This window comes from Paenibacillus sp. BT-177 (assembly GCF_025846815.2).
In the GTDB taxonomy this organism is placed as follows: domain Bacteria; phylum Bacillota; class Bacilli; order Paenibacillales; family Paenibacillaceae; genus Paenibacillus; species Paenibacillus polymyxa_C.
The window spans coordinates 378,574-399,404 of the sequence record NZ_JAOYTP010000001.1; the positions used below are offsets into that span (position 1 = coordinate 378,574).

The 20,831-nt window shown below is 44.6% G+C and carries 21 protein-coding genes; 4 read left to right on the forward strand and 17 right to left on the reverse strand.

Annotated features, from left to right (window positions below; translation table 11 throughout):
* Window positions 1-42 precede the first annotated feature (42 nt).
* The 3 genes from spoIIM to OIU26_RS01920 form a co-directional block, all read right to left on the reverse strand.
* The gene (spoIIM, locus tag OIU26_RS01910) at window positions 43-696 is read right to left on the reverse strand and encodes a stage II sporulation protein M (protein ID WP_013371743.1); all 654 of its coding nucleotides are present in this window, start codon (window positions 694-696) and stop codon (window positions 43-45) included.
* A gap of 202 nt (window positions 697-898) precedes the next feature.
* Window positions 899-2,095, reverse strand: a complete 1,197-nt coding sequence (locus tag OIU26_RS01915; RefSeq protein ID WP_264216251.1) for an endonuclease Q family protein — start codon at window positions 2,093-2,095, stop codon at window positions 899-901.
* Between the two features lie 4 nt (window positions 2,096-2,099).
* Entirely contained in the window at window positions 2,100-2,711 is a 612-nt protein-coding gene (locus tag OIU26_RS01920) for an NUDIX hydrolase (protein WP_264215801.1), read from the reverse strand.
* A 133-nt stretch (window positions 2,712-2,844) separates the two neighbouring features.
* Between OIU26_RS01920 and mciZ the strand changes: the two genes are divergently transcribed.
* Entirely contained in the window at window positions 2,845-2,988 is a 144-nt protein-coding gene (mciZ, locus tag OIU26_RS01925; protein ID WP_264215802.1) for a Z-ring formation inhibitor MciZ, read from the forward strand.
* Window positions 2,989-3,058: 70 nt separating this feature from the next.
* Here mciZ and OIU26_RS01930 read toward each other — a convergent pair whose 3' ends face one another.
* Window positions 3,059-4,192: a tripeptidase T gene (locus tag OIU26_RS01930; protein WP_058829754.1), complete on the reverse strand. Its 1,134-nt coding sequence runs from the start codon at window positions 4,190-4,192 to the stop codon at window positions 3,059-3,061.
* A gap of 85 nt (window positions 4,193-4,277) precedes the next feature.
* Here OIU26_RS01930 and prli42 point away from each other — a divergent pair, with 85 nt between their 5' ends.
* Window positions 4,278-4,382: a stressosome-associated protein Prli42 gene (gene prli42, locus OIU26_RS01935; RefSeq protein WP_016822268.1), complete on the forward strand. Its 105-nt coding sequence runs from the start codon at window positions 4,278-4,280 to the stop codon at window positions 4,380-4,382.
* Between the two features lie 118 nt (window positions 4,383-4,500).
* Here the strand turns inward: prli42 and lipB are convergent, their stop codons facing one another.
* The 6 genes from lipB to OIU26_RS01965 form a co-directional block, all read right to left on the reverse strand.
* Window positions 4,501-5,199: a lipoyl(octanoyl) transferase LipB gene (lipB, locus tag OIU26_RS01940; protein ID WP_025675624.1), complete on the reverse strand. Its 699-nt coding sequence runs from the start codon at window positions 5,197-5,199 to the stop codon at window positions 4,501-4,503.
* A gap of 45 nt (window positions 5,200-5,244) precedes the next feature.
* A complete protein-coding gene (locus OIU26_RS01945; protein WP_058829755.1) occupies window positions 5,245-6,636 on the reverse strand; it encodes a dihydrolipoamide acetyltransferase family protein in 1,392 nt (463 codons plus the stop codon).
* A gap of 89 nt (window positions 6,637-6,725) precedes the next feature.
* Window positions 6,726-7,712, reverse strand: coding sequence for an alpha-ketoacid dehydrogenase subunit beta (locus tag OIU26_RS01950; protein WP_013310796.1), 987 nt, complete (start codon window positions 7,710-7,712; stop codon window positions 6,726-6,728).
* Window positions 7,713-7,714: 2 nt separating this feature from the next.
* Window positions 7,715-8,743: a thiamine pyrophosphate-dependent dehydrogenase E1 component subunit alpha gene (locus OIU26_RS01955; RefSeq protein WP_013371751.1), complete on the reverse strand. Its 1,029-nt coding sequence runs from the start codon at window positions 8,741-8,743 to the stop codon at window positions 7,715-7,717.
* Window positions 8,744-8,883: 140 nt separating this feature from the next.
* Window positions 8,884-10,305 (reverse strand): dihydrolipoyl dehydrogenase, encoded by a 1,422-nt coding sequence (gene lpdA, locus OIU26_RS01960; RefSeq protein ID WP_165082297.1) that lies wholly within the window; start codon window positions 10,303-10,305, stop codon window positions 8,884-8,886.
* 124 nt (window positions 10,306-10,429) lie between these two features.
* Window positions 10,430-10,663, reverse strand: a complete 234-nt coding sequence (locus tag OIU26_RS01965; RefSeq protein ID WP_264215804.1) for a hypothetical protein — start codon at window positions 10,661-10,663, stop codon at window positions 10,430-10,432.
* A gap of 207 nt (window positions 10,664-10,870) precedes the next feature.
* Here OIU26_RS01965 and OIU26_RS01970 point away from each other — a divergent pair, with 207 nt between their 5' ends.
* Together OIU26_RS01970 and OIU26_RS01975 are read left to right on the forward strand one after the other, a co-directional pair.
* On the forward strand, window positions 10,871-11,467 hold the full coding sequence (locus tag OIU26_RS01970) for a thymidine kinase (RefSeq protein WP_185156523.1): 597 nt from the start codon (window positions 10,871-10,873) through the stop codon (window positions 11,465-11,467).
* Between the two features lie 168 nt (window positions 11,468-11,635).
* Window positions 11,636-12,412 carry a sporulation protein gene (locus OIU26_RS01975; protein ID WP_165082461.1) on the forward strand — a complete coding sequence of 259 codons (777 nt, stop codon included), beginning with the start codon at window positions 11,636-11,638 and terminating at the stop codon, window positions 12,410-12,412.
* Window positions 12,413-12,525: 113 nt separating this feature from the next.
* On the opposite strand, the gene OIU26_RS01980 is transcribed toward OIU26_RS01975, so the two are convergent.
* The 7 genes from OIU26_RS01980 to spoIVB form a co-directional block, all read right to left on the reverse strand.
* Complete coding sequence (locus OIU26_RS01980; protein ID WP_165082293.1) at window positions 12,526-12,930, reverse strand: hypothetical protein; 405 nt, start codon at window positions 12,928-12,930, stop codon at window positions 12,526-12,528.
* 359 nt (window positions 12,931-13,289) lie between these two features.
* The gene (locus tag OIU26_RS01985; RefSeq protein ID WP_264215805.1) at window positions 13,290-13,793 is read right to left on the reverse strand and encodes a hypothetical protein; all 504 of its coding nucleotides are present in this window, start codon (window positions 13,791-13,793) and stop codon (window positions 13,290-13,292) included.
* A 169-nt stretch (window positions 13,794-13,962) separates the two neighbouring features.
* On the reverse strand, window positions 13,963-15,663 hold the full coding sequence (locus OIU26_RS01990; protein WP_264215806.1) for a methyl-accepting chemotaxis protein: 1,701 nt from the start codon (window positions 15,661-15,663) through the stop codon (window positions 13,963-13,965).
* 247 nt (window positions 15,664-15,910) lie between these two features.
* A complete protein-coding gene (locus OIU26_RS01995; RefSeq protein ID WP_025675619.1) occupies window positions 15,911-16,660 on the reverse strand; it encodes a class I SAM-dependent methyltransferase in 750 nt (249 codons plus the stop codon).
* Window positions 16,661-16,961: 301 nt separating this feature from the next.
* Window positions 16,962-18,041, reverse strand: a complete 1,080-nt coding sequence (locus OIU26_RS02000) for a hypothetical protein (RefSeq protein ID WP_264215807.1) — start codon at window positions 18,039-18,041, stop codon at window positions 16,962-16,964.
* Window positions 18,042-18,606: 565 nt separating this feature from the next.
* On the reverse strand, window positions 18,607-19,410 hold the full coding sequence (gene spo0A / locus OIU26_RS02005; RefSeq protein WP_013371763.1) for a sporulation transcription factor Spo0A: 804 nt from the start codon (window positions 19,408-19,410) through the stop codon (window positions 18,607-18,609).
* A 216-nt stretch (window positions 19,411-19,626) separates the two neighbouring features.
* Window positions 19,627-20,787 carry a SpoIVB peptidase gene (gene spoIVB / locus OIU26_RS02010; protein WP_058829761.1) on the reverse strand — a complete coding sequence of 387 codons (1,161 nt, stop codon included), beginning with the start codon at window positions 20,785-20,787 and terminating at the stop codon, window positions 19,627-19,629.
* Window positions 20,788-20,831 lie beyond the last annotated feature (44 nt).

The following is a 20,831-nucleotide window of genomic DNA, read 5'->3' on the forward strand; positions in this document are numbered from 1 at the left end:
TAGGGGGTCTATACAAATAAAGTCAAACATTTTGAAATGAGATCAAGATGTCACGGAAGCCGTCAGCATAGGAGTGACCCATTGCATCATAACCGGGGTGACCCAGGTTTCAAAGGATGCGCTGCCGATAAGCAGCACCATCATCACAGCAGTCAATCCTGCGTAAGAAAGCAACGGACGCAACATCCCGTCTGATGGCCGAGTAGCAAGTATTTTAGTTTTGATCATATGAATGGAAAAAGTCATCGCAGCCACACTACAGACGAGCAGTACCGGAATCACGAGTAGGTTATGTGGAGCAACGGAAACCAATGAAAATAATAGTCCTTTCCACGAATATTGCCCTACCATATAACCTACAGAAAATCCGATCAGCACACCCTTGAGAAAATTCAATACAAGAATACCTGGGAGTCCAATGACCGAAAGCCCGCATACCCAGATGAGGCCCACCCATTTAAGATGTAGTGATACGCTGTCCCAAAAGGTCGAGGCCGCCTGCGAATCAGCAAAGCCCTGCTTGTTTTGATTGACCGTCACAAAAAAATCCTTCAGGTAACGGGACAAATCCTGTAACTGTTCCAGGGAGAGTGCATTTACCATGAGTGCGCCAAAGACAACTCCCACTAGAAACAGTACAGCCAAGAAAACATAATACGGCGTCTGATCCTTTAACGTATGACGAAACCATTGCATCGGGTCCTGCCCCTTTCATCTGCTTGTTTGTCCAAAAAACAACCGTAATCCGACGGCTGATGGCTAGAAATGGGGCAGCTTTCGCTACAAACCTAACATCACGAATGATGCGCCAAGCCAACGGCAGAGATATTTTATGGTTATGAACAAGCAGACGCTGATATGCCTTTTTAGGGAGACAAGACTTGACTAGGACACTTTACTAGGACTTCGCTATTTTTCCGTATGTTCCACCACCACCGGATACCAGCGCCAGGCGTCCTTCGCGTGAAAGCACAATCTGCTCTGCCAACACTTTACCGACGACCTCTGACAGTTCCTCCTGCATAACCTCATGTAAAATATTCATTTCTGTTCCGAAGGCTGCTAACAGCTGGTTCAGCTTGGCTTTACCCAAGCCTGGAATAAATTCCAGCGGAATCTGGTAAATGTACGGAGGACGATGGGAGGGAATTACGGGCTGTTCACGATCGGCAATGCTCCAGATTCGATCGAGCACACCCCGCACCAGCTTGGTATGGCCACAGTTAGGGCAACGTTCGTCCGCCATCTGCTGCTCATCAATAATCGTACCGCAGCTTTGACAGTAAGAGCGATGGTATTTTCCAAGTTTGGGATTCAAACCGTAGTTGGCACACACTCGTCGTCCTTCACGCCGCTCCAAAGCCATCCTGAATTCATCAAAACTGGGCTTCGCCAATGATAATTTGTTGTACTCTCGTCCAATTTTCCCAAGTGAATGGGCATCTGAATTCGTGAGAAAGCTGAAACGATCCAGCTCCGAAATCAAACCAGCCATAGATGAATCTGCGCTCAGCCCCAGTTCCACCCCGCTAATGAGCTCCATATCCAGCAGTTCCTCCATACGGGCTGCAGAACTGCCATAAATGCCCTTATGCGGAGTGAACACATGCGCAGGCACCATAATGCCTCCACGACCGTAAATTTGCTGCTGCAACTCACGTGGCGGTGCGTAGATCCGTTGTGAGCTGAGATTGACATTTTTCATATGCTTACTCAGCCATTGGGTAAAATCCTCCATCGCCGCCAGATCAGGAAAATAAGCCAGTACGTGTGCTTCGGGACGACCTTCAGCCCGTATTTCCAGCTCCGTGCCAAGTAGAATCACTGTATCCCTGTATGCGATGCCACCACCGCTGATTTCTTCCATTTCACCTGTATGCAAATAGCTACGAATATCTTCCTGTACATTAGGCGCATGGCAGTCAATAATCCCGATAAGCCCAATCCCTTTGCGACCGGAGGCTTCCTTGGCTATATTGGCAAACGTTAGATCACGGCTACCACTAATTTTGACTGGAGCTCCTTTCTCCGTTCTGCCAATATGAATATGCAAGTCTGCAAAGTAGTTGTTAAGTTCTATTATATTTGTATCCATCCGCTTAGAAGCTCCCTGTTTGTTGGCGAAGTTGCCATGCATAGACGGCCAGAATCGTTTTGGCATCACTAATGCGTCCTTCACGAATAAGCGTGTGCGCTTCTTCCAGGGTCACTTCAAATAGCTCCAGAAATTCATCCTCATCCGGTTCCATCTCACCTCGCCCCAGGTCTTCGGCCACATACAGATGTATGATTTCATCCGCAAAGCCAGGAGATGTATAAAAAGAGTGCAGCAGCTTCAACGATTTGGCTGTATAGCCTGTTTCTTCTCTCAATTCACGTCCCGCTGCTTCCATTGGGTCTTCACCTCGCTCCAGCTTGCCTGCGGGGATTTCAACCTCACATCGCCCCATAGCTTGTCTGTACTGGTCCACGACCAGCATTTTCCCCTCATGCAGAGCCAAAACTGCCACCGCACCTGGATGCTTTACGATTTCACGTTTTCCAGTGGAACCGTCGGGAAGCTCTACCGTGTCTACCTGTACCGTAATGACCTTTCCTTCAAAAATAGGCTGTGTGGACACGGTCTTTTCCTCCAGCGCAGGATTGGAATAAGGCTTGCGAAGTGTATTGTTTGTTGGATTGTTCACTTGTTCGTTCGTTTGGTCGTTCATCAGACATGTTTCCTCCTTCGTCTTCTATCTTTCTTTCATTATTAATTATCTCCAACATTAGTCTAACTTGTCCACTTGGGACATATGCTGGGGGTAGTATATCAAAACTTCTGCTATAAGGAGATTTCAGAACATGAAAAGCTACCGAACTGAAACCACCCTCCATATCGTCGGCAAAGCCTGGCAGATACAAGCCCTCCTGCGTCAATGGCAAAAGGAATACGGACCTACAGCCACTATTGCTTCGCTAACTGCCCCAAAAAAGGTTCAGATCTAAAGGAGGAACACCGTTCCTGTCTTTAGCCTGAACCCTTTTTTCGGTATATTGTAAATGTAAGAAGTAAGTCTTACTTTGTAGTTTCTTGGATCAGAGCTACGACTACTTCAGCAACCTTCACTAAATCATCGGCCTTGATCTTTTCCTCTGTGGTGTGGATGTTCTGGTAGCCTACCGCCAAATTCACCGTTGGAATACCAAGCCCGTTGAATACATTGGCATCTGAGCCGCCACCGGAATGGAAGGTTGATGTTGCCATTCCCAGTCCTTGAATGGCACGCTGTGCAACCTGTACAACTTCATCATGCTCCGTAAAGCTGAATGCTGGATAGATGACTTCACTGCGGAACTCTCCCTGAGCACCAAATTCACGCGTAGTGGTTTCAAGCGCTTCACGCATATGCTGAATTTGATGATTAACCTTTTCCTGTACAATACTACGAGCCTCCGCACGGATCAATACAAAATCGCAGACCACATTCGTTGCGCCGCCGCCTTCGAAACTGCCGATGTTAGCGGTCGTCTCCTTATCAATGCGTCCCAATTTCATTTTAGAAATTGCTTTAGAAGCGACTTGAATGGCACTAATGCCATCTTCAGGATTGACCCCCGCATGAGCGGACTTTCCAGTAATTCTCATTTCAATACGTGCCTGTGTGGGAGCAGCTATACAAATAGAACCGACTTCACCGTTCGAATCCAAAGCGTATCCGAAGTCAGAATCCAAGACTTCCGGCTTCATCGCCCGTGCACCCATTAAACCAGATTCCTCGCCAGCCGTAATCACGAACTGAATTTGACCATGGGGTATGTTCTGCTCGCGCACGACACGAATCGCCTCGAACAAAGCAGCAATCCCAGCCTTGTCGTCCGCACCCAGAATTGTTGAACCATCACTGCGAATCCAGCCATCCTCACCCAACTGCGGTTTGATTCCTTTGCCTGGAGTCACGGTATCCATGTGACAGGTGAAAAATATTTTGGGTGCTTGCTCCACACCTTCCGCTTTCCAGGTAACAATCAAATTGCCCGAACCATGTCCCGTTCTTTCGCGAGAATCATCTTCTACGACTTCTAGTCCTAGTGCATTAAACTTTTCTTTCAGAACACGTGATATTTCCTGTTCATGCTTCGTTTCACTATCCACCTGTACGAGTTCCATAAATTCCTGTACGATTCGGTCTTTTACTATCTCTACTGTCATTAAACTTTCCTCTCTTTCCCGATTACGTTACAATACGGATAGATGTTCTTATCTATGACTTAAACCTATCCTAAAGGAGTTACACATGTCTAACAAAAAATGGGTTCGTTTTTTCGTCTACGTTATGCTCGCAGCTATGATTGGTTCTACACTGTTCATGGTGATTGAGCCGTTTATTATGCCACTATAATAGCTATACCGCTCAAGGTTGAACTACTTCAAGATCCGTTGAAGCTATGTGTGGACGAGCTGCTGCACAAGCAAAGAGGCGGGCTCCCGTGTTAATTACACAATTGCCCGCCTGACCTTTATTGGAAGGAATGCGTTTGCCATTGCGCAGCAAATGAAAATTGCTGTTCAAAGTACGGTACAATTTCCTTCGCAATCTGTTCCACCGAAAAAGACTGCTGTGTACAGTCCTCTAATGATGTCACACCGTATTCCTGAATTCCGCACGGAACAATGCCTTCAAAGCCCTCATGCTGTATTCCTGACTTGATGTTAAAGGCAAAGCCATGGCTGGTTACGAAGCCCCGGCGGTGCTTACATTTGTTAAATTTGACACCAATGGCCGCAATTTTAAGATTCCCGATCCATACCCCCGTATATTCAGGCTTACGGCTCCCTTCAATCCCATAAGATGCCAGCAACTGAATGATCACTTCTTCCAGACTTCGAAGGTATCCGTGCAGATTTAACGCCTCTCGGTTGCCAAGCACAAGTAGGGGATATCCGACAAGTTGCCCTGGTCCATGATATGTAATGTCTCCCCCACGATCAATCTGAAAGACGCTGATTCCCTGCTCTTTCAGCTGCTCTGGTGTAAGGAGCAAATGCTCAGGATGCCTTTGGGAACCAATGGTGTAGGTTGGTGGATGCTGGAGAAGCATAAGCGTTTCTCTCGCCTCCCCCGCATCCAGCTTTCCCACAATCTCCTTCTGGACATCCCAAGCATGGGCATATTCCATCCTATTCGTATAGGTTACATCAAGCGGTCGTCTATTCACGGCCTGTCACTTCCTCTCCGTCCATTTACCTAACTGTTCGGATGATTAGTACAGCTTCGTATCCAAGGTGTAGCCTTCTAGATTTTCTTTAACCCGTTGCAGGAATCGTCCGCAAATCACTCCATCTAAAATACGATGATCCAGCGACAGACACAGATTAGCCATTGAGCGCACCGCAATCATATCATCAATAACCACTGGTCTTTTGACAATGGATTCAAAGGTAAGAATTGCAGCCTGCGGATAGTTAATCACCGGATAAGATAAAATTGAACCAAAGGAACCTGTGTTGTTGACGGTGAACGTTCCACCCTGCATGTCGTCCAGTTTGAGTGTACCTTCGCGAGTTTTACGTGCCAAATCGTCAATTTCACGAGCTAAGCCAGCAATATTTTTCTGATCGGCCTTTTTAATAACAGGAGTAAGAACGGAGTCCTCTGTACCTACGGCCAACGAAATATTGATGTCTCTTTTGATGATAATTTTATCCACTGCCCATACCGAATTCATGATCGGATATTCCTTGATTGCATTCACGACTGCTTTCATGAGAAAAGCAAGATACGTAATATTGATGCCTTCTTTTTGTTTGAACTCGTTTTTGATCTTGTTGCGGAGCATCACCAGATTGGTCACATCCACTTCAATCGTCGTCCAGGCATGAGGAATTTCCGAAACACTTTGCCGCATATTGCGGGCAATTGCACTACGAATGGGTGTAACATCAATAAAATACTCGGATCTGTTATTGTTGCCACCCTCAACTTCGATCATAGGAACTTTTGGAGCTTCCGTTAAATGAATGCCGCTGTTGCGCACCGGAATCGCAGGGTCCATATTTTGAACTGGTGCACTATGCTGAACGGCAGACTGCTGGAGTCCTGTAAAAGGAGATCCTTGTCCTTGCGTGGTTCCACTCGTCTGACCAGTCACTCCAGTTGGAGCAGAGCCGCCCTGCTGCACAAAATTCAACACGTCTTTGCGGGTAATTCTTCCCCCCATGCCTGTACCTGGCACTCTGCTTAAGTCTACATTGTGCTCAGCAGCCAGTGTTTGGACCGCTGGAGAAAAACGTCCGCGCATGGACTGATCCGACCCAGCACTCTGCTGGGATTGTGCTTGCACGTTGCTTTGAGATGCTGATGCCGCAGGTGTCCCTCCTGTTGATGCTGTAGGTGCAGCCGACTTCGTCTGGATACGGCAAATCAGCTCGCCTACCGCTACCGTCTGACCTTCCTCTGCCAACAGGTCACCCATAATCCCATCCAATGTGGAGGGAATTTCTGCGTTCACTTTATCTGTAATGACCTCGCAAATTGGCTCGAATTGCTCTACTGGGTCACCAGGTTGTTTCAGCCATTTGGCGATTGTCGCTGATACGAGCGATTCAGCCAATTGCGGCATGGTCACGTCGTTCCATTGTGTTTGGTCTGACATTTTTTTCAACTCCTTAACATCATAGAAGGGCGCGTTTTATCGCTGCCCCACTACACTTTTGGAATGCTTTCGCCCGAATCTGCTCTATATTAATACATTGCGAGACGACGCATGGCTTCCTTCACTTTATCCTTGTTTAACATATAAAACTTCTCCATCGGTGGACTGATCGGCATGGCTGGCACATCAGGAGCGCACAGACGCTCAATCGGTGCATCCAGTTCGAACAGACACTCTTCATTAATAATAGCCGATACTTCAGCACCGATACCGCCCGTTTTGTTGTCCTCATGAACGATTAAAACCTTACCTGTATGTCGTGCAGCCTCAATAATGGCTTCGCGATCCAAAGGCTGGAGTGTGCGTAAATCCACAACATGAGCGGTAATGCCCTCTTCCTTCTCCAATTCTTCAGCTGCCTGCATAACAAAATGCAACGGCTGGCTATATCCGATGACTGTAATATCGTCACCCTCACGTAGCAGATTAGCCTTGCCAATTGGAACGATATAATCATCCTCAGGCACTTCACCCTTAATCAGCTTATAGGATTTTTTATTTTCAAAAAACAGCACTGGATCAGGGTCACGAATGGCTGCTTTCAACAATCCTTTGGCATCATAAGGTGTAAATGGAGCAACAATTTTTAAACCCGGTGTACCAAAAAAGATAGATTCTGGACACTGAGAATGATATAAACCACCAAAAATACCGCCACCGATGGGGGCGCGGATCACCACAGGGCAATTCCAATCGTTGTTAGAGCGGTAGCGGATTTTAGCCGCTTCACTAATAATCTGATTCGTCGCTGGCAGCATGAAGTCCGAATATTGCATTTCGGCAATCGGCTTCATTCCGTACATTGCCGCACCAATCGCAACGCCTGCAATCGCCGACTCTGCCAATGGCGTATCCATGACACGTTGCTCACCGAATTGGTCCATGAGCCCCTTAGTCGTTGTAAAAACACCGCCTTTTACGCCGACGTCCTCACCTAATACAAAAACCGTTTCATCCTGCTCCATTTCTTCTTTCATAGCAAGACGTATCGCATCAATATATTCCATAATCGCCATCGTTACCGACCCTCCCCATCGCTATCAGCATACACATGCAGCAGCGTATCTTCAGGCTTTGGAAAAGGCGCATTGTCTGCATATTCAATGGCTTCCTTGACTTCGAGCAGCAGCTCGGCCGACAGATCTGCATCTTTGGCCTCGTCCCAAATGCCGCATTCAATCAAGTAACTCTTCATGCGGGCTACGCCGTCCTTGGCCCAGTTCTCATCCACTTCCTCCTTGGTCCGGTAAGCCAGATCATTATCCGAGGTGGAGTGAGGGGATAGACGGTACATCATCGCTTCGATTAGCGTAGGACCTTCACCGCGGACAGCACGTTCACGTGCTTCCTTCACCGCGGCATATACGGCTAGCGCATCATTACCGTCGACACGAATACCAGGGAATCCGTAACCCAATGCCCGGTCGCTTACCTTGCCTGCCAACTGCTTATGAATCGGAACCGATATTGCATATTGATTGTTCTCACACATAATGATGACTGGCAGCTTCTGTACACCTGCAAAGTTACAGCCTTCGTGAAAATCCCCCTGATTACTGGAGCCTTCCCCAAACGTAACAAACGACACAAAATCCTTTTTCTGCATCTTGGCGGCCAACGCAACACCCACTGCATGTGGAACCTGTGTCGTCACTGGGCTGGAGCCTGTCACAATACGCAGCCGTTTACTACCAAAATGCCCTGGCATCTGGCGCCCTCCACTATTAGGGTCATCTGCCTTGGCAAATGCCGACAGCATCAATTCGCGCGGCGTCATGCCGACTGCAAGCACGAATCCGTAATCCCGGTAATAGGGAAGGAAATAGTCCTTTTCCCGGTCCAGAGCGAAAGCTGCACCTACTTGTGCCGCTTCCTGTCCAATGCCGGAAACGTGGAAATTAATTTTCCCTGCCCGTTGCAGGAGCATGTTGCGCTCGTCAAATCTTCTTGCGAGCAACATATATCTGTACATATCAATTACTTGTCCGTGAGTAAGTCCCAGCTGCTCATGTCTGAAGCCAGCGTCTACAGCGCCTTTAGAACTCATTGAGGCACCTCCTTAAATGTCAAACATCCTACTTTCAGCACCTAGTACCATCTTGTCTTAAAACCTGGTACTAAACTCTGACTAACCCCATTATAATCCTTTTCGCCCCAAAAAGAAAAGTACCGATTTATTTGAAACGTTTATATGCCTATCGCTTGTCCATCGACTGCCAGCATCGCTTCTCCCAAAATCTCCGACAACGTTGGATGCGGATGAATAAGCTGTCCGACTTCCCACGGCGTAGCATCCAGCAATTGCGCAAGAGCGGCCTCGCTGATCAGATCCGTTACATGCGTACCGATCATATGTACACCGAGAATATCATTGGTTTGCTGGTCCGCCACCACTTTCACGAAGCCGTCTCGACTACCGTATACTAGCGATTTTCCGATAGCTTGGAAAGGGAACTTCCCTGTTTTCACCTGGTGTCCACGTTCACGGGCTTCCTGCTCCGTCAAGCCGACGCTTGCGGCTTCAGGACGTGTGTAAATACACCGCGGAATCATATAGTTGGGTACGCTGTGAAACTCTTCGCCCGCCAAATGATGAACTGCCTGCAAGCCTTCATGACTCGCGGCATGGGCCAGTTGTAAGCCGCCGATGCAATCCCCGATGGCGTAGATATGTGGCTCATTTGTCTGCAAATGCTCATTAACCGAGATAAAGCCACGCTCCACGCGGATATCCGTATTTTCCAGCCCGATATTTTCGACATTCGCCTGACGACCTACAGAAATGAGCAGTTTGGAAGCACTGAGGGTTTCGGTTTCTTCACCTTTTTGCACGTCAATCTGTACGCCTTCCTCATCCTTGCCGTAGGTTTCAGCCTTCACCTGTGCCCCCGTCAGCACCTTGACACCACGCTTGGTTAACAAGCGCTGCATTTCACGCGAAACGTCCTCGTCCTCCGTAGGAATAAGTCGATTCGCGGCCTCAACCACTGTAACCTCCACGCCAAAATCATTTAGCATGGAAGCCCATTCCACGCCAATGACCCCACCACCCACGATAATCAGGGATGCTGGCAGGTTCTCCATAGTCAATGCTTCGTCACTGCTCAAAATAAATTCGCCATCTGGCTCCAGTCCAGGCAGCACACGCGGACGTGATCCTGTTGCAATAATGAGGTGTGCCGGAACAATCGTCTCCATCTCACCATCTTCTAGCTCCACAGCCACTGCACCGCTTTTAGGAGAAAATATAGACGGTCCAATCACGCGTCCCTTACCGCTAAGCACCGTAATTTTATTTTTACGCATCAAAAATTGAACGCCCTGGTGTAGCTGCTCCACAACGGCTTCCTTACGTTCCTGAACCTTGGGAAATACAAGCTGTGCTCCAGATGTCTCAATACCATATTGCGCACTTTCTTTAATCGTTGCATATACTTCCGCACTGCGCAGCAAAGCCTTGCTCGGAATACAACCACGGTGCAGACAGGTTCCGCCGAGCTTGTCCTTTTCGATGATCACCACTTCCTTGCCGAGCTGGGCTGCGCGAATTGCTGCTACATACCCTCCGGTTCCTCCACCCAAAATAGCGACATCACAATGTATAGTCATGTTTCTCCTCCATTAACATTGATTATATATAGCTTATTGTACTCTCTTTATTTCACTGTACAAAATTTAGCGTTTAGGCATAGGCTGCAAATCATCATCTACCTAATCTAGATATCTCTCCATATCATTCATACAGTGCATCTCGTAATTTGGTAGACATTCTTGGACTTTGTGCTGATTTGGCTCGCAATGCCTTGCGAAACGATTCATTTTGCTTGCTCAGAAGATCAAGCTCTGTCTCCAACTCAATGATTAGCTCCAGAGCTTGCGGGCTAATCAGTTCTTGTTCCAGTAATGCTCTTTTTTTGGCACTATAATCCGTGTTTTTTTCGTCCATGCCTTCCACTCTTCCCTTCATTCCACTATGCTTCACCATATCATGCCCGCGGCGGCAGAGCAATGACGACCACATTTACGATTTAGGAATAGACATACAAAAACATGTCGAAAAACAATATATTTTCTCTAGTCTGTATGTGGCTCGTTATGGTAATCTATAATGGCGTTTTCTTTCGGAGATGAAGATTTACAGCGTTATGTACATGTTAAGAGAGGGGAATTCGCTTTGCCTACAGGACGAATTACGATTATTACAGGCCCCATGTTCAGCGAAAAATCCGGCGAATTGATTCGCCGTTGTCAGAAACTAATCCAATACGGGCATCGCAAGGTGGTCGCTTACAAACCAGCTGAAGATAACCGTTATGCGGAGGATGAAATTGTAAGCCGGATCGGATATCGGCTGCCCGCTATCTCTATTCCAAGAAAACTCACGGATGAGCTCGTTCAGCGTATTTTGCAAGAAACGAAAGATGCCGATGTGGTTGCCTTTGACGAAGTCCAGTTTTTCAGTCGGCATATTATGTCGCTCATACAAGAGTTAGCTTATTGCGGAAAGCATGTCATTGCCGATGGGCTGAATCTGGATTACCGTGGCAAGGAGTTCGGCTATGTCGGTGGTCTGCTCGCTATGGCAGATGACATCGAGAAGCTGACTTCCTTCTGCGCTGTATGCGGCAGCTCGGAAGCAGTATTTACACAACGTATGGTCAATGGAAAACCTTCCACTGTAGGACCTATCGTGATGATCGGCGATTCTGAGGCTTATGAGCCTCGTTGTCGTAAATGTTTTATACCTCCCCATAAAGTGAACTGCGATTAGTAAGCTACATGGGTCGGCAACTCCATGCGCCTAATTGTTTTCCATTACTTTTTTCTTGCATTTTTTTTGGAACGGTTCAAGCTATTCTCCCGTATATCCGGTTAAGCTGTACAAGTTTTAGTTTTCGAGTGTATACCATAACCATAAGATTATCGGGGGGACGGAATGATGAGTTTCTTTAACAAGATCTTAGCAAGTGCAGGAATCGGCTCAGCCAAAGTCGATACGTTAGTGGATCAAACTGTATATGTGCCTGGAGAAGAACTTAGCGGCATCATACGTATCAAGGGCGGTAAAATTGACCAGGAAATCGGCAAAATTGATATTGAGCTCAAGACTGAATATATCGTAGAGCACGATGATAAAAAAAACGTCACCACCTGCTGCATTGCGCGGATCAAGGTATCTGATGGCTTTCATCTAAAGCAAGGACAGGAGCTTGAAATCCCCTTTTCCTTCAGATTGCCTTTGGAAACCCCTGTTACTCATGCCAAACAGCCTGTCTGGCTGGAAACAGCATTGGATATTGGCATGGCTTTGGACCCGACCGATCGTGATTCACTTAAAATCGAGCCGCATCCTTATATGAGTACAGTGTTTGAGGCGGTTCACCTGTTAGGCTTCCGATTCCGTTCCTCCACCTGCGAACGTCATCCCAAGCTTGGACGCGGTGTTCCATTTGTGCAGGAGTTTGAGTTTACGCCTGGCTCGGAGTATGCACGGGATATCGAGGAGCTAGAGCTGATTATGCAGTTGGAACCCGAGGGTGTCCATGTGCTTGTAGAAGTAGATCGGAGAGGCAGGGGCTTGTCCGGTTGGCTGGAGACAGCTTTTGATATGGATGAGCGTCATGCCTGGTTGAGCTTAAGCAGGGAAGAACTATCTTACGGACCAGATCATATAGCTGATGCGCTAGAGGAATTGATTGACAGGCAAATTCGCTAACAATGTAGTAAAACACTAACAAAAAAACTCCTAACCAATTTACTTACATACGGTTGGGAGTTTTTATTAATTATAAGAATTATTTAATGACGGTTCTCCATAGTCTGTATAGACTAAAGTGGCAGCATATCCTGTCTTTCCGCCTTATGCTTACACTCTTTACATACCCCATACAGCGAACCATTATCATCGGCATAAAAGGTTAATTTTTCTTCTTTTTTACAAAAGGAGCATTTTTGTTTACTCGTGCTCTGAATGGAGTCAAACAGTCCAAATCCAGCTTGGGCCTGAATATCGGCCGCTTTTGTATTCGCGCGTGTACCCGAAGACACTTTAGACTTCATTTCATTGCCAGTGCGGGATTGTCGAGCGGGCTTACGAGGGCGAAATTCAACAACATTACTGCCCCGATGTTCATCCGCTTGTTGATTGCCGCTACGTCCACGCCATGCCATAACAATCCAACCCAACACCACCAACAACACGCCGACGATCACCCAAGTCAGACTATTCCACATGCTCTCATCCCCTCTTTGCTTTAAAATCTTTTGCATTCATACCACTAGCCCGTTCAATGCGATGACTTTTGCCTATAACATATGATTGTATATATCCGTGTATACAGCCTCTGTGTTGTTCATTCGATTGCTACCCATGTAAAAATCTACCCTCCAGGGCAACATCCGACTCGCCTCTTAACGAGACATTGATCATGTTAGGTAAATCTTGGTATGCCGAGGAGTACATTGACCCTTTTTACAAATTGTACATGATTCTTTTGAAAAACGGTAATATCCACTCCATGGACACCGTTCTCCTTATCATAATGCTTATCTACTTTCCAAAGGTGAGGACAAAAATGTCCCAGATGGCTACATTACTCCCCTTGATAATAAAAATCAATGAATCTTTTCGTCAACGGATTAAATTTATCAAAACGTTTGCGATGCGGTAAAAAGCCTGACTTATGTACTTGTTCTGCTAGTGTTTCTACATCTTCAAATCGCTTGAAAAAGGGCAACGCGAAAGTGTAGATATCTTCCACAATCTCTTGGATCACTCGTTCTCTTTCTACTTCTGTGGACACAAGGTAATCCCTGTTGCCCGTATATTTCTTGGTCAGAGCGATCAACTCACTGTGAAAACAAGCCCCTGTACTATATTTCTTTTTTATACTTTTGGATTCCACGGTAATGTAAATTTTTAATGCACTAAATTTGGTCGCGCCGAAACAAATTTCAAATATAAATTCCTTGTTTTCTTTTTTCAAAACTTTTCTGCTTTTAAGATATTTAAAATCTTTCAAAAATGGTGCAGCTATGATTTTGTCTATCGCTAACTGACGCAGGTCACTTGCTTTAAGTTCAGTCTTATTGTCCATGATATCACTCCAACTCAAAGAATTTCCCACCATTATATCATATCTTTCCAATTACAGGCTCCGCATATCTCCACCTTTTAATCGCAAATATATTTATTAAAAAATGAATAGAAAAAGCCGCTCACAATAGAGCGGCTTTTTCCCCTGAAATATAGAACCGGTATACGATTTATACTTTAAATTTACCAATTTGTCCTTGTAGGTCTTCTGCCATTTTGGACAGGTTTCTTGCAGAGGAAGCAATTTCCTCCATCGATGCCAATTGCTCTTGAGTCGCGGCAGATACGTGCTGCGTCCCAGCTGCAGCCTCTTCAGCAATCGCTGAAATTTGTCTAACAAAGCCAACAATCTCATCGGTACTTGCAGACATTTGCTCCGATCCAGCAGAGACCTCTTCAATTTCACTGGCCACTTTATTAACGGTTTCCTGAATAAGCTCAAAGGATGCACCCGCATTTTGCACGACTTCCCGACCTGTCATGACATCTCGCCCATTGGACGCTACCGCCTCAATAGCATGCGAGGTATCCTTTTGTATCAATCCCACCAGCTCCGTAATTTGTTGAGCAGAATGAGCCGATTGTTCAGCCAACTTACGTACTTCACCTGCAACTACAGCAAATCCGCTACCGTGATCTCCTGCGCGGGCTGCTTCAATGGCCGCGTTCAAGGCAAGAAGATTAGTTTGACTTGAAATATTGGTGATGACATCAATAATCTTCCCGATTTCATCTGAACGCTCTCCCAATCCAGCCATAAGATCAGCCAAGCTATTCATAGAGTCATTCACACTATTCATTTGGACAACAGCCTGCTGGATCATCTGATTACCTTCAGCTGATTTGTGAGCCGCATCCTGAGCTGATGCAAAAACATTTTGCGCACGGATTGCAATTTGTTCTACACCGATGGACATTTCCTCAATAGCCTGGGACGATTTGGTCACCATATCCACCTGGTCACCTGTCCCTGTAGCAACTTCTTGCACTGTTTCGGTGATTTGCGCAGTTGCTTGGCTATTTTGCTCTGCGCTGGCCGTCAATTCCTCCGAGGAAGTGGTTACCAGCTCGGTCGTACTACTTACAGACTGAATCAGTTGACGAAGATTTGCAACCATCGTATTAAAAGAATGGGCCAAAATACTAATCTCGTCCTTGCCCTTCACGACAATGGCTTCCCCAGTAAGGTCACCGGACGCAATGCTTTCAGCAGCACGACTGATGCGCAAAATGGGCTTAGAAATAATTTGGGCTATAATGATCGCCATGATCAATGCTAGTATAACGGCTGCAATACTCAAAACGATAACTAATTGTCTGCCTGAAATAAAGTTGTCAACAGCTTCTTTCGTAATCAGTTTTGATCCATCTGCATTCAACTTAATGAGCTGACTGATCATATCGTTTGAACTATACCATAACTTATAGGATTCTTGGTGAAGGATGCTTGATTGAGTGTAATCATTAGCTCTCCCTGCTGCAATCATTTCTGGTAACTTAGTCAAATACTCCGTATAAGTTTTGGAGAATTGTTCATACATTTCACGTTCCTTAGGAGTAGCAATTAATTTTTCGTATGTTTTTCGGCCTTCTTCAACTTTCTTTAAAACCTTATCATATTCGGCCTGAACCTTCTCCATTTCCTCCGTGTCACGTTCTACAATAATGTTTAATGAGAGCCGCTCTACATCAGATATATCACCATTTAGTGTTCCGAGGATGGTCACACTTGGCATCCAATGGCTATCAATTTCCATTGAAGTATCGCCTAACTTTTTCATTCGCGAGATCGATACTGTACTAATCACAACCAACAGGATTATTACCGCAAGGAAACCCAATAACAATTTTGTTCGAATGTTAAATTTCATATATTCGCTCCTTAGTTCTCTTTATAATAGATATTATATCGACAAGAATCGACACATTGTTTATATCAAAATTAAAGGGAATTTCAGAACTGTTTACAAAAGGAAAATTTCTCTTCGTGATCGTTATATAATGATTGACGCTTATTTTATAAACCGCGTGAGAGTATTATTTTTCGTCCATCCAATTCATCCGTTAAAGCATTGCAAGCAAAAAAGAGATACCCCAAAGCGGGTATCCCTTTATGTTTTACTTCCTAGCTATAATCATAAATCGTTCTGCATTTGTCCTAATTCCTTTTGGAGTTTGGTTGTCCAGAATGAATTGTTGGAGTATTTCAAAATCCATTTGTTTTTGTCCAAAGTCAGGAATAATGGGAGTGTGTTTCAAAAGAAAAACTAAGTCTGCAGGAGTCTGATAGTATTCGGTTGCATTAAATTCAAATGACTGAATATCGTTAAAACCCGCTTCATTGAGATCTGTAATACATTGAGTTTTCAACGAGTCTTTCTTAGTACCCAATGCCTGCCCTCTTCCAAACGCTTCTTTAATGTTTAATTTGTCATTTTCGCTCACTTGCTGTGTTAAAAATATACCACCCTTAACTAACACCTTAGCTATTTCTTTTGCAGAGAAACACGAATGTCGAGAAGAGATTACATTAAAGAATTCCTTGGGAAAATTCAGATTTTCAGCATCCATCTGTAGAAAACGAACATTCGCTATGTCTGCTTCAGTAGAATTTTTTCTTGCCGTATCAATCATTCCAGCAGATTGGTCAATTCCGACTAAAAGTAATGCAGAAGCTGCTATTGACAAAATAGCTTCCCCGCCACCCGTGCCGATATCAAGCAATATGTCCGACTTCTCGCACGTCTTCGACACTTCATTATAGAAGTCCCATTTTACTCCTTCAGAAATACATTTCACATTGCTAAAATCCCATCCGTTGATTTTTCCAACCTTATCATAAAACTCTTTATATTCAATTGAATTCATTTTTATCCACCTTCAAATAAGATAATAAACTACAAAATAGCAGACCGAGATCATTCGAAATTTTAGTTTTGTAGTCAATGAGGCAGACTCCCCCTTGACAGCTGGTACGCGTTTTTTTCCAGCCCGGAAACTAAATACTTCGAACAATACGGAAAGACATCCATTCACCTCATTTGAAAGTTTGTTTTAATTATACTTCTAATCAGACATGCCACAGTAACCCATATAGAGAGAAGTTTAACATAAAATTATAAAGATTTATTAAAAAAGTCTATAGCAACCTGCGTAGAAAACTCATGTGTTACACCTCAACGTAATGTGAATACAAAATGTCCTCAAAACCCGCAGATGCGACAGAATTGCCTACAATAGTCGCTGACCGCATCTTACCTGTGATAGTATTGCCAGCTATTGAGATATTTTCTAGTCTGTTGGCTGTATTGGCCACTAGATTAACCCCTACACTATTTGCATTATTGAGTTTTATTTGATTGTCTTTAATGTTTGCAGTCAATATTGATGTATCTTCGTCCTTACCGATTGCTATTTGTGCTCTAGCTTTATTCAAGCAATTTATTGCATTTTTTACTACACGTATATCTCCTGCAATAGATTGATCATGCCCAAGTTGTAACACCAGTTCGGACATTGAGTTGATTTTGTTATTCTCTATAGTTATATTTTTTGGATTAGTTCCGTCAAGTAGCAACCCCCATATCCCTAGGTTTTTAGCTCGATCAACTTGGATTGTGGCCGTCCCATAGGTGTCTTGAAGATTATTACTGATAGAATCTCTCACGGTTATATTTCTCGAACCGCAAATGTCTACGAAATGTTGATCATGATTTAACGATTGGACACGCTCAATAAGTACATTATTCGCATGTCCCAACGCAATCAAGTCCCCGTAAGTCCTCGGCTTGGAGGTAACATCACCGTCTGTAATCGTGAAATTTCGTAACACGATATTGCCAGCTGCTTTATATCCACCCTTTGTGTCGTAGCCTTTATTAACGAGCAATACGCCGTTTTGCTTCCGTTCACTACTAATCCGTTTGATGATGGTGACACCCATACCAGAGCCTTCTATAATCACTCCGGCGGGTATGACAATACATGCCTTACTGTGAATACTCTTAGCGATACTTAGGAGATACGTACCTTTGCCAAGGATAAGCTTACCGCCTCCCACTCTCTCGAGGTAGTCAAGTGCAGACTGGATAGCTTTTGTCTGATCAGTCCCGTCTCCACTGGCACCAAACATATTAGATGTAACCGTGTTTTTTATTCCTCTATCCAGTTTAGCTTGTAGATCGGAAATGCCGGTAGTGAAAAACCAAACAATCACTAACAAAATTATTGAAATTTTTACCCGCATCATCTAACAACCTTCCCTAGTAATAGTGTATGTTAATACCTTACATTTTAATGGGAAGTAAAGTCAATAATATAATGATATTGGCAGATTTACACTCTGATGCGCATAAGGAGATAGATTAGCATCATTTCGAAGTACGGTTTTGCTTAATGATATTCCTACTATAAAATAAACTCTCCGCAATTACCTCGCTCGTAGTCTCTCCATAACCTTATTCATTAAATGCTTGGTATAATTCAACCTTGCATCTCTTAATTGCTCTTTGAACGTTCATACGATGAATCCTAGTATAGGGGCCCTCTATCGGTTAGTTACCCTAATTTGATGGATTTGCAAATTTGCGACATCTTGCAAAAAAATAACGCCCACCTCCGAAGAGATAAGCGTTATTCAAATAATGTTACTTATTTAGTATTAGTTTCAGCAAAAATACCTATTGATATGTGTGTAAAGCGTAAAATTCAACTCAATTGCGAAGAGCTTCATCGGAATCTCCGGCGCAACGATCGATAAATTATTGAGAATTTGCGTTCTACTCACGTTCATTTTTTCGCGTCTCATCAGACTTTCAGGACACCTTATTCTCAATCCGCAGCTTGTCTGCGACCATCGCTATAAATTCTGAGTTGGTTGGTTTGGACTTGCTGATATTGATAGTGTAACCGAACAGGTGGGAGATGCTGTCGATATTTCCACGGGTCCATGCTACCTCGATAGCATGACGAATGGCACGTTCCACGCGAGATGCCGTCGTTTTGAACTTTTCGGCAATTGCCGGATATAGGGTTTTGGTGATGGCTCCCAATATTTCGATATTATTGTACACCATCGTAATGGCTTCGCGTAGATATTGATAGCCCTTGATGTGAGCTGGTACGCCAATCTCATGGATGATAGCCGTGATGCTGGCATCCAGGTTTTTCGTCTTACCCATAGGCACAACGTTGGACCGCATGGATGAAACGGTTACCGGGCTATTGCTGACTAATTGCGGTCCTACCAATTGGCGTATACGGTTAGCAAGCACTTCCATGTCAAACGGCTTCAAAATATAATAAGATGCCCCGAGTTGAACGGCCCTCTGTGTAATATTTTCTTGACCGAATGCAGTCAGCATAATGATTTTCGGTTGTGGAGTCAGGTTCATTTCTCTTAAACGCTCCAATACACCGAGACCATCCAGATGAGGCATAATAATATCTAAAATAAGTACATCAGGTATGTTGCGGGATTCTGCGATGCGTTGGAGTACTTCTTCACCGTTGAAGGCGATTCCTGTAACTTCCATATCCTCCTGATCGGAAATATATTCAGCAAGCAAATTCGTAAATTCCCGGTTGTCATCAGCCAACAATACCTCAATTTTTTGCAATGTACTTCCTCCTTATTGAGTGTTATTCCTTTGGGACATCTGTTTGCATTAAATAAATATTTCTTGTCGGAGTATATGATTTCGACATCGAATTATGAATTCCTTCTGTCGAAAATTATTTTTATTTATTTTTTTTATTAATTCAATTATAATTGAATTTTTATCTTGCAATTCTGAGTTATTCCCCTGCTTTTCGACAAAAAAATCTTAAGGCCACTAGCTCGCCTTAAGATTAGAGGATGACTTCAAGCTCAATTTATTATGCATGATTCCTGCATCACGCAACATCCATTCGATAAAACATCCATAACCTGATTTAGGATCATTAACGAATACATGTGTTACAGCTCCGATCAGCTTACCATTTTGGATAATCGGACTCCCACTCATTCCTTGCACGATTCCGCCGGTCTTATCTAATAGTTTAGGATCTACAACCCGAATCACAAGCCCTTTGGTTGCCGGTTTATCCTGCTGAGAAATGTGTACAATTTCTGCCTGAAAACGCTGAATTTGTTGACCTTCCAATACAGTCAATATTTCTGCCGGTCCTTCTTTTACTTCATTCGCAAGTCCCACCGGAATGGGCGTCGAATACAATCCATTCTGCGGCTCATCTGACATTTTCCCAAATATTCCAAAGCTCGTATTTCGTTCTATATTTCCTAAGATCCGATGATCTTTGAGAAAATGAGCACGTTTTTCTCCTGGTTCCCCACTCTGGCTCTTCGCAATTGACGTCACATTGGATTGCACAATCTCTCCACTACCCACAACAATGGGAGTTTGAGTATTCATATCGGTAATTACATGACCCAACGCCCCGTAAACCCCCTGATCCGGTGCATAAAACGTTAATGTACCTACGCCTGCAGCCGAGTCTCTAATATACAACCCAAGCCGCCACGCTTTATCATCTTGATCATATGCTGGGGTTAACTTGGTGGAAATCGTCTGCTCACCTCGACAAAGCGTGATGTCCAGCGGCTTTTTGTTTTTACCTGCCTCGTCCACGGCTTCCGCTACCCTGGCGAGACTATTAAGGGGTTTGCCGTTCATGTGTGTAATCCGGTCCCCTAGGCGAATACCAGCTGTCTCACCAGGTGACACCTTACGATCATTGCTTTCCTGAATGATATGGTGACCTACGACAAGCACTCCTGAAGATTTTACTTTGACCCCGATCGTCTGCCCCCCTGGGTATACTTTCAAATCGGGAACCACGCTTTCTTGGGTTGTTTGCATGCTTTTAGTGCCGAACAAATCCAAAGAAGCTTGTAGAGGCAGCGCTGCTTGCACATGCTGAGCGTTACCGAGAGAACACATAAGAAAAACAAGCAAAAGACCGAGCAATTTGATCCTGGAGTAAAAATTCAATGGCTGTCACGCTCCCTTTGCTTCTTTCGCTTGACGAGTAAAGG